11 protein-coding genes are annotated in these 15669 nt (G+C 59.0%); 1 reads left to right on the plus strand and 10 read right to left on the minus strand.

Features of this window, described 5'->3' with window-relative positions; genetic code table 11:
- The first annotated feature begins 202 nt into the window (after nt 1–202).
- Nucleotides 203–568: a helix-turn-helix domain-containing protein gene (locus M3223_RS12835; protein WP_251561983.1), complete on the plus strand. Its 366-nt coding sequence runs from the start codon at nt 203–205 to the stop codon at nt 566–568.
- 48 nt (nt 569–616) lie between these two features.
- Here the strand turns inward: M3223_RS12835 and M3223_RS12840 are convergent, their stop codons facing one another.
- The 10 genes from M3223_RS12840 to M3223_RS12890 form a co-directional block, all read right to left on the minus strand.
- The gene (locus tag M3223_RS12840) at nt 617–1426 is read right to left on the minus strand and encodes a hypothetical protein (RefSeq protein WP_251561985.1); all 810 of its coding nucleotides are present in this window, start codon (nt 1424–1426) and stop codon (nt 617–619) included.
- A gap of 13 nt (nt 1427–1439) precedes the next feature.
- Entirely contained in the window at nt 1440–2600 is a 1161-nt protein-coding gene (locus tag M3223_RS24285; protein WP_285891252.1) for a copper amine oxidase N-terminal domain-containing protein, read from the minus strand.
- Nucleotides 2601–2651: 51 nt separating this feature from the next.
- Nucleotides 2652–3233: a hypothetical protein gene (locus M3223_RS12855; RefSeq protein WP_251561987.1), complete on the minus strand. Its 582-nt coding sequence runs from the start codon at nt 3231–3233 to the stop codon at nt 2652–2654.
- Between the two features lie 131 nt (nt 3234–3364).
- Entirely contained in the window at nt 3365–6004 is a 2640-nt protein-coding gene (locus M3223_RS12860; protein ID WP_251561988.1) for an S-layer homology domain-containing protein, read from the minus strand.
- A gap of 46 nt (nt 6005–6050) precedes the next feature.
- Nucleotides 6051–7394 (minus strand): UDP-glucose dehydrogenase family protein, encoded by a 1344-nt coding sequence (locus M3223_RS12865; protein ID WP_251562317.1) that lies wholly within the window; start codon nt 7392–7394, stop codon nt 6051–6053.
- Nucleotides 7395–8855: 1461 nt separating this feature from the next.
- Entirely contained in the window at nt 8856–10232 is a 1377-nt protein-coding gene (locus M3223_RS12870) for a sugar phosphate nucleotidyltransferase (protein ID WP_251561991.1), read from the minus strand.
- A 51-nt stretch (nt 10233–10283) separates the two neighbouring features.
- A complete protein-coding gene (locus tag M3223_RS12875; protein ID WP_251561992.1) occupies nt 10284–11669 on the minus strand; it encodes a glycosyltransferase family 4 protein in 1386 nt (461 codons plus the stop codon).
- Nucleotides 11670–12461: 792 nt separating this feature from the next.
- Entirely contained in the window at nt 12462–13277 is an 816-nt protein-coding gene (locus M3223_RS12880) for a WcaF family extracellular polysaccharide biosynthesis acetyltransferase (protein WP_285891253.1), read from the minus strand.
- The gene (locus M3223_RS12885) at nt 13274–14494 is read right to left on the minus strand and encodes a glycosyltransferase (protein WP_251561994.1); all 1221 of its coding nucleotides are present in this window, start codon (nt 14492–14494) and stop codon (nt 13274–13276) included. Before M3223_RS12885 ends, M3223_RS12880 begins: the two co-directional genes overlap by 4 nt.
- Before the next feature lie 26 nt (nt 14495–14520).
- Nucleotides 14521–15666 (minus strand): glycosyltransferase family 4 protein, encoded by a 1146-nt coding sequence (locus M3223_RS12890; RefSeq protein WP_251561997.1) that lies wholly within the window; start codon nt 15664–15666, stop codon nt 14521–14523.
- Between the last annotated feature and the right edge of the window lie 3 nt (nt 15667–15669).

Below are 15669 nucleotides of genomic sequence, written 5' to 3' on the forward strand. Positions count from 1 at the left end.
GAAGTCTCATGGAAGTCGTCAGCGACTTTAGTCATGAAATTCTGTTACTAACGTCCTATATTTTAGAGTGCAACTTCCTAATACCCATGCTATAATACGGATATCGAATTACATACCATATATTTATTTATTTGCAGGCATAGTCCCAGTCCGCGGAAGTTTCCTCTCTGGGTATCTATTGCCGCAGGGGGACGGTGGGGGCATGTTCGCAAAACGACTCAAGGCGCTGCGTAAAAAAAGAAAGCTCACCATGCAGGAGGTAGCCGATTATGTAGGCGTTGCCAAAAGCACCTACGCCGGCTACGAGTCGGGATATCGCCAGCCTACTCTGGAATCCATCCAGACGATTGCCCGCAAGCTGCACACAACTTCAGACTATCTTCTGGGACTTACGGAATATGCCGAGCCTGTGGAACCGAGCAGCAACGCAAGAGAATGGCTGAATCTTCAACAGCTGCATTGGGACGGGATTCCTCTCGAAGCCGAGGATGTTGAGCTTGTACGGCTTCTGCTCGAGCGTGTTGTGAGAGAACGCATTGTAAGAAAAGACGAAACCGGTCAAGGCTGATACCAGCCTGACCGGTTTTTTTATTGCCAGCTGCTATTAATACGATGTTTATCCGGCGGCCGACTGAAGCGATTGAAGCTGCTCGCTCATCTTCGCCCGGAGCAGATCGCGGGATTGCACATAGCTTTGGGTCCATTCCGCGCGCTCGCTCTCCGGAATTTCAGCCTGCTCCGCCTCGGCGATTAGACCGTCGAAGCTGGACTTGCAGCCAGCCTCCGCGCCTTCCATCTGCCGGGACAGCTCCGCCCCTGCCTGCCTGAGCTCATCCTCCGCCAGCTCGCCGCGGCGGGCCGCGTTCATTTTCGACTCCCCTTGCTCAAGCACAGCTGCTGCATCGCGAACGCATTGCTGACGGATCGTTTCGAGACGCCGCTCGTATTGGAGCGCTTGCTCCCTGTCGCCGCCGGATTGCTGCTTGCCGCCGGTGTTGTCCGCTTCCTTCGTTCCGCCGCCTTTTTTCTGCGTTTCGGTTACCTGATTGCTGCCCTGAGCAACATTCGGTTTGGAAGAGGATGTTGGCTCGCTTTTGCTCTTTTCCGGCTGCGGCGGATTTTGTTTGTCCTCCTGGTTGCTGCTGCCGGCTGCGGAAGGCGTTCCGGTTGGCCCTACGTCCCCCGGAGATTCCTTTGGCGCGTTTTCGCGCTCCGGATTTGTTTCGTTCCGGTTTTCCTCGGTCTTTACCGCCACAGCTATTTCAGTTTCCGTCGTATCCTTGGACAGCTCTCGATGATTCAAATAACCAAGCACGGCCGGAACCAGCGCGCCAGCCATGAGCAGCACCAGCAACAGCTTGCCCCAGCCCTGCCGGCTAAACCTCTGTTTAACGGATTTTTTTCTGCGCTTGATTCGTTCGCTCATGATGTCCTCCTTATCAGCCGCCGATCAGACCGTCCAGCATTGCTTTGCCTTCCGCAAGCTCCTTCTCGTATTCGGCACGATACTCTTCCAGCCTCGCCGTAGAGTAACCGCCTGCCTCAAGCTGCTGTTTCATCTCGCTTAAAATGCCGTCAAAGGAAGCGTTACAGGTTGCGAACACTTCGCTGCCCTGCTGTCTGGCTTTAGCCTTGGCTTCAGCAGTTGTTGCATTTGCATAAACAAGCGCAAGCGTCACAAGCTCCTGGCGGCACTTATTGCGCAGCGCATCGGCCTTTTCACGCCCCTCGCGATGAATTTGCTCTTCCTGCTTGCCCGACGGCGGAGGCGTTGGCGTTGGAGCCCCTCCTCCCGGCGGAGGTGTAGGAGTCGGGAGGCCTCCTCCTGGCGAAGGGACCTGGACTGGAGGCGGCGAGGCGGAAGGAGCCGGGTCTGTCGGCGTCCCGCCAGTTGGCGGAGGAGTTGGCGTTGGCGCCGGAGGCTCCGAGCCGCCCGGCTGGCCGCCTGTTTCACCGCCACTTAGGCCGCTTTCTCCGTCTCCGCCGCCGCCTTCAATGCTGCGGGGCACAATATCGATGCGCGCTTGTTTAGCATTCCACTGCACAGACGCTCCCGTCAGCTCGGCTGCGAACCGAAGCGGCACGTATAACGATCCTTCCGCCGTGAAAACCTGCTGGCCTGCGGGCAGCGTCACCGCTTTACCCTGCACAAAAAATTTCACCTTCAAAGGCGTAAGCTTCAGCTTTTTGCCTTCGCTTGAGGAGCGTCCCCCGTCCTTCAGCCGCGCGGCCCGCTTTTTGTCCAGAACCTCGTATTGAGCTTCCGTTGGAGTTAGTAGCGATAACGTTTTGGTTTTGTTCTCCCATGAGGCAACCAAACCGAGAGCTTCCGCTGCCGCCCGAAGCGGCAGATAGGCTCTGCCTTGATGCATAAATACCGACGTGCCTTTATCCAGCGTCAGCACTTTGCCGTCGATGACAATTGAAGCGGCAGCGCTAGCCGCTGCAACCGGTTTGACCTCCGGATTGGCAGCCGAAGTTTTGACTGCCGCAGCAGCTGGAGCGGACTTCACTCCTGCTGCTCCGCCTACCGCTGCCGTTGACAGCATTACCGCGAGCAGCAGCCGGACTGTTTTGCCTGAACGAATCGGTTGATACAAGCTTTTCCCCTCCTAGACAGCTGTAAGTGCATAAAGCAACCACGTTCTGTTTCACTGCGCCTGCAGAGCTTTTTTCGCCAATTCGGACAGCCGCGCATAATCCGGTTTACTTAGCTTATCCCGCAGCGTTTCCTTGATTTTCTGTTTCTCTCCAGCATCCAGGCCGCCCTTTGCAAACTGCTTGAACTGCTGGATTTCGGATTTGTCCAAACTTTTCAGCACCATGCCAAGGGCTTCGCTCTTCTCGGCAATCGTGAGGCGTTTTGCAGCAGAATCCGCTGCATCCTCGGTAATAATGCCAGCTTTATCGGCAGCATCGGGCTTTTGCTGGGTACGGCTTGTGTCCGATGCTCCCGAAGCCGAAGCGCCCTCGGACGAGCGAGTGCTGCTGCCAGCGGACTGATTGGGCTCTGCCCCGGGAGACCCGGAAGATTCCGTCTCCGATGTTCCGGCGGACTCTGACCCCGTTGAGCCGGACAGAACCGTTTCCTCCTGTACAGCCGCCGCCGGCAGCTCGGACGCTAAGCCGGACAACGCCTGTTTCACCGCGTAATCTGCCGCATACGCGCCGCCGCCAGCAAGCATAATAGCGGCTCCAACGATGCCCATCCCCCATTTCCACCAGGCTTTCATCCTCATCCCTCCCTTTTGGCTAGCCGGACCGGTTAACCGCATCAGGCGATGGAGCCCGATAAAACAGCGGCCCGAGGCAGAGGGAATCTGCTGTCGGGCCGCAACGTCCATTCAATTGCTGTAACCGGGAACTAAAGCTTGCCCATCGCACGCTGCAGCATGGCCGAAGCCTCGGCCCGCGATGCCGATTTACGGGGATCAAGCTTGCCGCCGCTGCCGATGATGCCAAGCTGCGCGGCTACGCCAACCGCCGGTTTCAAACCAGCGCTCACCAAGGCTTGATCCTTATAACCTGCCAGCGCCTGCTCCGTTTGGAACTGCTTCGGATACCCTCCGGACTGCTGCAGCGCCCGCGCGATCATCGTCGCCATCTCCTGGCGGCTGATCGCCGCGTGCGGAGCAAAGCTGTCCGCGCTGCGGCCGCTCGTAATGCCGCTTGCTACGGCTGTCCGCACATAAGGAGCGAACCAGTCCGACTCCTTCACGTCCTTGAACGTGAGGCTCACCGGCTCGCCGCCCAAGTTGAAGGCGCGGACGAGCATTTTGGCGAATTCAGCCCGCGTCACATTGCGCGAGGGCTCAAATTTGCCTGCGGCAACGCCGGTCATAATGCCCTGCGAAGCCATCGTTTCAATCGAGGCGCGCGCCCAATGCGCAGCTGGTATGTCCTTGAACGTAACGTTATTTTCGACGACCGCATAAACCGAGCTGGCATCCTGCACATCTGTCGCGTATACCGATCCCGCTACGCCGGATTGGAAATCCAGCGCTTTGCCGGAACGCACCTTGATCAGGCTGAGCCTGTCCTGCTTCAGATTAGCCGCTCCGTCCAGCGGAAGTTCCAGCCGGACCGGATTGCCAAAGCTCGTAATTTTGCGGCCCGATTGTGTCACCTCGTACGAATAGGCTCTGGAGGCAAGCGGAAGACGGGATGCGGACGTAACAGCGGAATCGTCGAGACGGGACAGTACGATAGACAGCTCGCCTGTGCGCCCGGCAACCGGAATGGATACGCGGGCTCCCTCGGCGTTCAGCCCAAGGTATGCGATGCCGGAATTTTTGGCTGCCTGCAGCACGTCGGCCGGTACGTTAAGCGACCAGCTCTCGCCCTGCTCCGTATCAAAATCAAGCTCGGCGCTCACCCGCAGCGAGTCGGTCCGTTCAACTCCCGCTCCCTCCAAGCCGAGCAGGCCTTCTTTGATCGAGGCTGCCGCTTCCGAAATGGCGGAGAATTGCTCCTGCGCCTCGGCCGCTCCCCAATCTGCGCTGTACACGCCTGCCGTGCGCGGCGTTGGCGCCGGAATTTTAATTTTGCCGATTGCATCGAGCGCTTCCTGAGCGGCCTTAAATGCCTCGCGAATCAGGGTCAGCTTCTCCGAAATCGAGTTTGTGGCGTTAAACCGCTGCTTGATGGACTCCAGCTTGGCGAAATATTGCTGCAAAATGACGGCGATCTGCTCCGCTACGCTGCCAGGTCCGGTATTGCCGGGCTCTTCTCCAGAGCCGCCGCCTGTGCCTGGAGTTGGCGTCGGGAAGCCTGGAAAGCCTGGGAAACCGCCTCCGCCGCCCGGACTAGGAGTTGGTGTTGGTGTTGGGGTCGGCGTTGGCGTACCGCCAGGGTCCGGCGTAGGCGTAGGTGTCGGTGTCGGTGTCGGCGACGTGCCTGGGTCCGGAGTTGGACTTGGGGTCGGCGTAGGCGTGGCTGCCCCGTCCGCAGTCAGCGTAATTTCTTTTTGGAAAATGACTTTGTCCGCTCCGCCGTAAGGGTTCAGCAGCTTCGCCTGGATGACAGCGCTGGCTCCTGACGAGGAGGATGGAATCGTCACGGTCCCGTTGCCGCTGACCGTCACATCGGCGCTGCCCGACAGCTTGGACCAAGTGAGCGCGACGGAAGGGACAGCGATGCCGTTGACGAGCAGCGAGTAGTTATGCTGGCGGCCCTGCTGCGACACCTGAACCTGTTCCTTGCTCGTCATGCGCATGAAGGCGATGAGCAGCGCTGTTCCAGCCGGTTTTTCAAGCTGCAGGCGCTCCTGGAAATTAATCATCGTATGCTGCAGGTCCATGCTCGTAATGCCGTATTCCTTCAGCATGGCGCTGAACGTGTATTCATCCGTGCGGCCGAGCAGGTCGGTCAGCACACGAAGCATAAGCTCATTGCGCTTTTCCGGGACGTACAGCATCTGGAACAGTTCCTGCTGGCTCATCCGCGAAATGAACTCGCGCACCGTGCCTTCCACTCCGCGGCGCTGTCCGCCGTCGCCGTACAGGAACACGACGATTTCGTCCATCGTCAAGTCGCTGTCGCCCCCGGCGCGCACGATTGGAGCGAGCGCGCGGCGGTAGTCGGCGTTGGAGCGGATTTTCTGCAAATCCTTATACTGCGGCGTATACAGCAGCGCCAGGATGTCCTGCGACAGGCGGAATAGATTTTCTTTCGTAAAATCGCGGTCCACGGAAGCAGGCAGCTTGGCATCGATTTTGTCCCATACCGGAGCGGCAAGATGGAATTCAGCTGCCGGGTCGAGCGACTCCAGCTCATCCCGGAAGTTGACCACATCGCGCACATCGGCCGGATCGCCGGCTAACAGCGCATCATGAAGCGCATACAACTGACGGAGCGCTCCGTCAATGTTCGGCGGCTGCGGCAGCTCTCCATCGGCCGCGTTTGCCACCTTAACCGCTGGCAAGGACGGAAGCGCGGGAAGCGTGCCCGCCGCCACCATGGCGGCGAGCATCGCTAAGGTCAATTTGCTCGTTTTTTTCATCATCTTCATCACCTCATTGATCCTGATTGGCCTTGCACTTGCGCAATTGCTAGTAGCTGAGCTCCGGCACCGGAGCTTTGACGCCTCTTGCGAGGCTTGGCCGCCCGACAGAGTAGTAGATGAAATCCGTATCCTGCAAATCGGCTTCGTTGAACGCATTGCGTCCGTCGATCAGCACCGGCTCGCGCACGACGGCGCGCAGCAGCTGCAGGTCCGTCCCGCCGAACTCTTTCCATTCCGTCAGCAGGCAAACGGCATCCGAGCCCGCCGCAGCCTCCAGCGCGCTGTCGCACCAAGCGACATTGCCGTCTCCGCTGCCGAAGGTGCTGCGGAAGTTGTCCATTGCAATCGGGTCGTACGCTCTTACCTCAACGCCGCGCGCAAGCAGCTCGCCGATAATTTCCTGGGCCGGTGCTTCACGGACGTCGTCGGTTTCCGGCTTGAAGGCGAGGCCCCACACCGCGACGGTACGGCCGCGCAGCTCGCCGAAAATCGACTCCAGCTTGCGGATGACGTTGTAGCGCTGATCCTGGTTGACCTCAACGACGGAGCGCAGCAGCTTGAACTCGTAGTCCACATGTCCGGCGATTTGGATAAGCGCCTGCGTGTCTTTAGGGAAGCAGGACCCGCCATAACCGATGCCTGCCTTGAGGAACGAAGCCCCAATGCGTTTGTCGTGGCCCATTCCATCCGCCACCTGCGTTACGTCCGCCCCTACCTTCTCGCAAATATTGGCGATTTCGTTGATGAAGGAAATTTTGGTAGCGAGAAAAGCGTTCGAGGCGTATTTGATCATTTCCGCGCTGCGGATATCGGTGACGACAAACGACGGATTCAATCCGGCGTGCAGCTCGCGGAGCAGCGCTTCCGCCCTTGGCGATTCCGTGCCGATGACGATCCGGTCCGGGTTCATCGTGTCCGATACAGCGGAGCCTTCGCGCAGGAATTCAGGCAGCGATACGCTGTCGAACGGGCAGTCCGTATGCGACCGGATGAGGTCGCGCACCTTCTCGTTCGTGCCGACGGGCACCGTGCTTTTGATCGCAATGACGGGATTGCCCTCCATTGAATCCGCAATTTCCTGCGCAGCCAGCTCAATATACGCGAGATTGGCCTGACCGCTCGGCAAAGGCGGGGTTCCGACAGCAATTACGATCAGGTCCGCCCCTTTGACGGCGTTGCCAAGGCTCGATGTGAATTGAAGCCGCCCCAGCTCGGAGTTGCGCACGGACAGCTCCTGCAGCCCCGGCTCGTAGATCGGGATCTCCCCGTTTTGCAGTGTTGCCACCTTTAGCGGGTCCTTGTCCACGCAAATGACGCTGTGGCCGAGCTCCGCGTAGCAAACGCCTGATACGAGGCCGACATATCCTGTCCCTACAACCGTAATCTTCATCGCTTCTCCACTCCCGTTATGATTGATTGGCTCCGCCGTCCGTTTTGGAGGCCGGCTTGGGCCGGATTGATATTCGTCTGCCGAAAGCAGCGGCTGACCCGTGAAACCTGGCGCTCCAGCGGACGAGGCCTTGCTCGCCCGTTCAAGCAGCAGCGACGCCACACGGGCCGTTTCTCCGCTGCGTGCGAGCGGCTCGTACTCTTTTCCCGCCAGCCCCGCTCTGGTAAAAGCCTGATCGTGCTCCTTGCGCCCCGGTACAATTCCGGCACTGCGGCTGCAGGAGCCTGCAAGCTCCTGCAGCCGCATATTCAGATCCGGTGATGCAAGGCTGTCCTCCTGGAGCAGCAGAAACGGATGTTTGCCGATCAGCGCCTCTACGGTGCAGCGATCCTCGCGGAACAGGCTGCGCTCCAGCAGAGCAAGCGGTTTGCCGTGGCATACCGCTTCCGCCACCGTGCCCCATCCCGGCTTGGTCAGCACGATGTCGCATGCCGCCATGTATAGCTGAGATTCCGTTTCATCATCCGGTATGCGCGCCGCATCAAGGACCGTGTCCGGCAGTTCCATCCCGGATGAAACGACCGGCAGCCAACGGGAATCCTTTAGTAAAGGCAGCTTTTCAAGCGGACTGCCCTTGTCAATCCCCATGCCCGGAAACAAGCCGATCAGCAGCCGCTCGCCCCCGGGGTCCAGCCGTTTTCGCAGCTCTAGCACTTTGACTGGATCCGCATGCCGGCAAAAAAATCCGGCTCTTGCAGCGGGCTTCAGGCCCCAATGAGGCTCCCGGGAGCCGGCTAATGCGATAAAAGCATCCATATCGAGATAGGCTTTGCCCAGTGGAGCAAGCAGCTCTGCCGGAAGCATCTCCTGATAGGCGGTGTACCACGTGAAATTGGACACGCCAACGCTTGGAATACCGGCGCGGCGAGAAGCCGGAAATGCTTCTGCCGTTATATCCGATACCGTCAGATCAATGCCGGACGCGCTCAGCCACCCGGACTCTTTGCGAATTCTTTTCGGCAGCTCAGCCAAATAGGAAAGCACTCGGCTCTGCAGCCGCGGCAGATCCGCCTGCATGCTGCCGGGGCGAAGACAATAACCCGGCTCCTGCTCCAGCTGTCTCAAAAATAGACGGTGTCCCCCGCCGCGCTCCCGCTCAAATGCTCCCGTCAGCGACCGCTCCAGAAAAGGCAGCGCCCGGCCGCTGGCCACATGCAGATGCAGCGTTTCTCCCGCCTCTGCCGTCTGGCGCAGCAGCTCGCGGATGACCGCGATGGAGCGCGCGGCATGACCGTAGCCGTAATCCGATACATAATAGGCGATCGACAACGTCATGCCGGGCGGCCTCCTTTTTTTGGACATGCTTTTCAAATTCGCAAGCGGAGTGCAGATGCTGGTAACGGAGGAATTTGAATCTGGCGGAAACGGCTTTCGTTTATCCCGGCCGGAAATTTTCCAATGTTACGCCCGCAAGCAGTTTTGCTCGATTTCCTCCCAGCTGCTGTACAGCTCCATGATGGAGTTTTCAAGCTGTTTCATGCCGGTTTGCACGGAAATGAACTCAAGGTCGCTCGTGGCGCGCACTCCGTGAAGCGTCTTCATCGGAATGTGCATCACATTGCCCGCTCTAACCTTCATATAAGTCCCGTTGCAGATGAATTCTCCCTCGCCCTTAACGACCGTCCACACCTCTTCGCGGTGCTGATGCAGCCGGTAGCCGATGCTTTGTCCCTTGTCGATGCCGACTCGTTTTGTCAAAACAACGCTGCCGTCGTCATAAGCCCGGTCGTCCAGCACGCGCACCCAGCCCCAGCGGCGCTCCTCGTACATAGGCCGCTGATTGTAGCCGATGAAATCCTTCAGCTTTGTGCTGGCGCCCTTTTCCGCTACGAGAATGCCGTCCGGACTTGCCGCTACGACTACATTGGACAAGCCGAGCACCGTAACCGGGATATCCGTTTCATTGACCAAATGAGTGTTCACGCAGTCTCCGCTTACAATGCCGCGTCCCATCCGGGAATCTTTCATTTCCTCGGTGAGCGTGTTCCATGTGCCGAGATCCTTCCAGTAGCCGTCATAGGCGACAGCCGCGACGTTGCGCGCCCGCTCCACAACCTCATAGTCAAAGCTGATGCTCTCCAGGCTTTCGTAATTGGCGGACAGCTGCTCATAGGACAGCGAAACGCCTTTGGCTTCCATAATGTTCAGCATGTAGTCGAGACGGAAGGCGAACACGCCGCAATTCCACAGGGCGCCGCGAGCAATGAGCTCCTCCGCCGCCTGCTCGGACGGCTTCTCCCGGAAGCCGCCCACCTGGAACGAATCGCTGCCCGCTTCTGCCCCGGCGTCTCCTTCCGGCACGATGTAGCCGTATTTTTCCGAAGGGTAACTTGGCTTAACGCCGATCAGAGCGAGATCCGCTCCGGTGCTGCGCAGCACTCCGTCCAAGCTGGCGACCGTGGTGAAAAAACGATCCTCTACGTAAGGGTCAACCGGCAGCACCGCGACCGTTTCGTCGGGATGAACCTTTTCGACCGAGTAGAGGTAGGCGGCGGCAAGCGCAATCGCAGGAAAAGTGTCGCGCCGCGCCGGCTCCACAATGAGCGGCACATCCGGGCCAAGCTGCCCGCGAATCAGTTCGGTCTGCGAGCTGCCGGTGGCGATATACCCCGAGCCTGCAAAGCCTGCATCAGCAATTTGCCCCCATACCCGCTGCACCATCGACACGCGCGTGCCTTCGCCGTCTTCGAGCACTTTCAGGAACTGCTTCGACCTCAGGTCATTGGAGAGCGGCCACAGCCGCTTGCCGGAACCTCCGGACAATAGGACGAGCTTCATAAGCAATCTCCGCCTTTCGATAGTGGATGGATGAAGCAAAACGATAACGGCCTAACGTGCGTCGCCTCCGGCTCGCATCGCCCCTCCAGCGGCTCCAGCCGGCTGCTGCGCGGCACTTGAAGATGGAGCCAATCGAGGAGAATGCTCCTCCGCCGGAACGCTCAGCTTGCGCCCTTTTTTACCGCCTGTGTAAAGCGACAGCAGCAGCTGGCGGTATTTTTCCAGCGACAGGCTGCGCCGCAGATGCCGCTCCAAATACCCGCGCCCTTGCAGCCCGCGTTCGGTCAAGCCGCTGCGACCAAGCCGGTACAGCCCCATGAGCTGGCGCGCGGCATCGCTGTAGCGCTGAGGCTCCGATGTGCTGCCGCAGCCGCTTTCGACGATGAGCCGATGCGCCTCGCTGCCTTCCTCCAGCACGCCCATGACCGCTTTACCCGCCGCCATGACGCCGTAAATTTTGCTTGGCACCGACACGCCCTTGATCCCTTTCTGGTTCACGACCAGGTGAACGTCGGCGGCGTTCAGCGAGTAACGCAGCTTTTCCTTCGGCTGGTAAGGCAGGAAAAGCACGTTTTGCAGCCCTTGCTCCCGCACAAAATCCTCCATTTGCCCCTTCACGGCTCCCTCGCCGATGAAGACAAACATGAGATCGGACAGCTCCTTGAACTGCGGCGCGATGCGAATCAGATTTTCCAGATCGTAGTAAAGGCCTAGATTGCCGCTATACATGACGACAAACTTGTCCTCCAGCCCGTGCTCCCGCAAAAACTCCATCACGCCGGGCTCATCCCGCTTCAGCGGAACAATTTCCTCTTCGTTCGTCCAGTTGTTAATGACCGAATGGGCTGGCACGCGGCGTCCGTTAAAGCGCCTTTCCAGCGTCTCTTTCATGTCCTGGCCGACCAGAATGACATGATCCGAGAGGCGGCAATTCAGCTTGTCGACAGCCAAAGCAGCCTTGTGCAGCAGCGGCTGGCTCATGAAGTTGGCCGCTTGGGCCTGTTCGGGATTAAAATCCTGAATGTTGTAAATATGCCGGGAGCGCAGCGCAAGCTTGCCGATCGTGCCGATCAGCCCGCCCAGTACGGGAGGCTGCGAAATGGTGTAAATGAAGTCCGCGTTCCGCTGCTTCAGCAGCAGCTTGACCGCGTGGGCGAAATAAGCGGAGATGTAGCGGATGCGGCTGGCCTTGCTGCGCTTGTTCACCTCAGGCAGCCGTATGCGCAATATGCGGATTTGCTCCAGGTAATCCTCGGAGTAGCGCGGCGCTTTCGCTTCACTTTTTTCCCCGGCGTAACCGGGCTGCGCCGCGATAACCGTAATGCGGAAATCATGCTGCAGATGCAGGCATAACTCCGTGAGCAGCTGGCCGGTCGAAGCGTAATCGGGATAAAAGTAATTGATGACAAACACGATATGAGGCTTTTTCAAGTTCATGTTCAGATGACCCCCCTTCCGTAAAAGCGGTGAATCCGATGCGCCGATTGGGCGCATTTAAGGCCGGTTTCGGCCTTATTTTGGTGTGTTTGAGCCGATTCGGCGCGTTTAAGGCCGTTTTCGGCCTTATTTCGGTGCGTTTGCGCCGATCAGGCGCGTTTAAGGCCGTTTTCGGCCTTATTTTGGGGCGTTTGCGCCGATTCGGCGCAATTAAGGCCGTTTTCGGCCTTATTTCGGCGTGTTTACGCCGATCAGGCGCACTTAAGGCCGTTTTCGGCCTTATTTCCGTCCGTTTGCGCCGATCAGGCTCATTTAAGGCCGGTTTCGGCCTTATCTCGGTCCGTTTGCACCGATTGGGCAAAATTAAGGCCGTTTTCGGCCTTATTTCGGTGCAGTTGCGCCGATCAGGTGCAATTAAGGCCGGTTTCGGCCTTATTTTGGTGTGTTTGCGCCGATTGGGCGCAATTAAGGCCGGTTTCGGCCTTATTTTGGCGTGTTTGCGCCGATCAGGCGCGTTTAAGGCCGGTTTCGGCCTTATTTTGGTGCAGTTGCGCCGATTTCGACGCATTAAGGCCGTTTTTGGCCTTATCTCGGTGCGTTTGCGCCGATTGGGCGAAATTAAGGCCGTTTTCGGCCTTATTTCCGTCCGTTTGCGCCGAACCGCATCTTTCATGCCGAGAGCCAACGAGTAATCGTTGCTTGAACCCGCTCGCCCTGCCCGATTTGCCGGTTTAAACTAACTAGCTTTATGCACGTCGGACTGCCGGTCTTGCCGGTTTAAACTAACTAGCTCTATGCACGTCTGACTGCCGGTCTCGCTGCTTCGTCTGCCGTTTGCACAAACCTCTGCTTCACGTAAACAGCCGGCGTGCCTGCATGCACCTCTCCGTCCGGCACCGGTCGGGTTACCGTGCTGCGCGCCGCGACGACGCCCATCACACCAACGGTCACTCCGGGATAAACAAAAACGTCGCTCGCCACCCAGGCTCCGTCCCGGATAACAACTGGCTTCGTAATCAGCCCGAAAGCAGGATCTGCAATATCATGCGAGCCTGTGCAAAGGTAGCTCCGCTGCGAGATGACGCAATGGCTGCCGACCTCGATCCGGTCCAGACTGTAAAATTCGGCGTCATCGCCAATCCAGGAGTAATCGCCGATGCTGACCTTCCACGGGTACGTAAATCGCGCAGTTGCGCGCACCTGAACGCCTTTGCCGATCTGCGCTCCGAACAGCCGCAGCAGAAAGCGGCGCCAAGCGTACATCGGATGCAGGGAATAACGGAAAAGGCTGCCTTGGACGAGCCACCACAGGAGGACGAACAGCCCGCTTTTGCCGCGCGAGTACCAGCTCTGGTCGTATTGATCCAACCGGATCCGGTTTCTCATCGGCGAAAGAGCTGCGGCGTTTCCTGCAGCGGAGCCAATTCGATCCGCATCCGCCTTCGCTCCGCCGCGCTGGTTACCCGCTTGAACGCTCTGCGCTCCTGCTCCAGTCCCGTCCACAACGGCTCCACCGCGCGAGCTACCCGCAAGCTCGCACCGCGCTTCCGCGCCAATCGTGTCCGGCTGCACGGCTTCCTCCAGCGGCTTTCGAATCACTGCGCTCATGAGCCCCAGTTTAGCCCGGCCGCCGCGCCGCTTCGTCCGTCTGCCGGATCGGCCTCGCCGATCAGCTGACGGTATTCCTGCTCCAGCTGTGCGCCCACCTGGGACCACTCGTAATAATGCGACACCATTTTGCGGCCTTGTTCGCCCATTCGGGCACGCAGCGCGGGATCGTCCAGCAGCTGGCAGGCTGCCTCCGCTACTTTGACCGGGTCGACTGGAGTCGCCAGTCCGGCTCCCTCCTGCACAACCTCGCGCCAAATGTTGACCTTGTCGGAGATGACAACCGGAATGCCGCAAGCCATTGCTTCCACAACGGCGATGCCAAAGTTCTCGGAGTAGGACGGAAGCAGGAACAGGTCGGCGTCGCGCAGTACAGCGAGTTTATCCTGGCCTGTTAGCATGCCGGTGAAAATCGCGAACTCGCTTAATCCCGCAGCCTTGAGCCATTCGCGCACCTTTTGGCCGTAATTCTCGTCATCGGGACCCGTCAGCACGAGCACCGTGTCAGGATGCTGGCGGTGAATATGCTTGAACGCCTCGACGAGCACGTCTAGACCTTTTTTGAAATTGATGCGGCTGAAGAACAGCAGCATCTTTTTGCCCTCGAGCAGCTTGTAGCGGGAGCGGAACGTGCCGCGCACCGGCAGCTCGCTGTAGTCGGAAGAGTTGACGCCGTTTGGTACGACAAAACCAGTGCTGCCGTGCACGTAAGGTTTTGCCAGCACAAGCTCCTCTTCCGTTGTATAGTGCAGCGCGTCCGCAAGCCGGATGTTACGGTCCTCGAACAGCACCTCCATAATTCGTTTCCGGTAGCGATGGCGGGCGTACATGACGGGGTCCAGCGTGCCATGCGGACGGACGATGTAAGGAACTCCGTGTTTGCGCGCATAATGACCAGCCGCCATGCCGTGGAACAAATACAGCGAATGAATGTGCACGATGTCGAAGTTCGGAATCTCCTTATTCAGCGCAAAAGCCATCGCCGGGGAAGTGCGCCAGAATTTCGGCTGTACAACCGGAAAATAACGGATATCAACCCCGTTTTTGCGGATGACACGGTCCGTCGGCACATCGAGCACACCGCTGCCGTCCTGGTTCGTGCTGAAAATCGTCACCTCATGGCCGCGCGCCGCCAGTGCCGCCGCCATTTCCATTCCCGCCTTGGCGGGCCCGCCGTAACGAGGGGCCAAATTGGCGATTACATGCAGAATCTTCATTCCTTCACTTCCCGTTCTCCAATAGGTTAGCCGGACAGCCTGCCCGGGCTTCGCGCGCCGGATGGCGCTGCTTTTGTGTCGCTGCCGATCCGCTCCAAAATACCGTGCAGCCTTGCTGTGTAGTTTGCGTAGCTAAAATAACCGAGCTCCTCCGGCACCGTTCCGCGAGGAGCTTCAAGCAGCCGGATGATGCCGCCGACTACCTGCCCGGGATCAGCGGGATCGATCAGCTCGCCGAGCCGTCCGTGCATCAGCGCTTCGCTGCTGCCGTCCTTCAGGCTTGCCATCGCCGGCACGCCGCAGGCCATCGCCTCCAGCAGCACGATGCCGAAACCTTCTCCGTGGCTTGGCATCGCAAAGCCGTCAGCAAGCCGGTAGTGATCAGCTTTTTCCTCCTCGGAGATCATGCCGGTAAAAACAACGGAATCCGCTACACCGAGCGCTTTCGCCTTTTCCTCCAGCCTCGTCCGGTCGCTGCCGTCTCCGACGATCAGATACCGCAGCCGCGGCACCTGCGTCCGCAAGCGCGGCAGCGCCTCCAGCACCTCGTCAAAACCTTTGCGGCGGTCAGCTCCGGCAAGCCGTCCCAGCGTCATGATCACCGGCTCGTCCGGCTTCAGGCCGTAGCGCTTCTGCAGATAAACCGGGCGCGGTCCCGGCGTAAACAGACCCGGCTCGAACGAATTCGGCAGCACATAGGCAGGAACTCCGCCCAGTCCGGACCAATCCGTGAAACGCTCCAGCGTCAGCTGGCTGACCGAGATGACCGCGTCCACCTGGCGCAGCGCCCATGCGGTTCCCCGGCGGGTGACCGGATCCCAGGCGTCGATGCCGTGAATGATAAGCGCGATCGGGGCACCGGTTATTTTTTTGGCCAGCGCCGCAAAAGGCAGCAGGTTGATATGTCCGCACACAATGAGGTCGCAGCCTTTGGCGCGTCCAAACAGCGAGGCGAGCACCGTCCGCAAGTAACGCTGCTTGCTGTTCAGCCCCGAGGTCACGTAATCCAGCTTGGACGGCAGCTCGCCTGGCGGATGAGGCATGATGCGGGGAATGGCAATCGCGCGATCCAGCCCGGGGCTTGTGCAAATTGCCCCCAGCAGATCCCGGTTGAACTTGGCGATTCCACCGTGCCCGCCGTAGGCGTCTGTAAGTAGTACAAGCGGCTTCATTGA

Source organism: Paenibacillus pasadenensis, from assembly GCF_023715725.1.
GTDB lineage: Bacteria > Bacillota > Bacilli > Paenibacillales > Paenibacillaceae > Paenibacillus_O > Paenibacillus_O pasadenensis_A.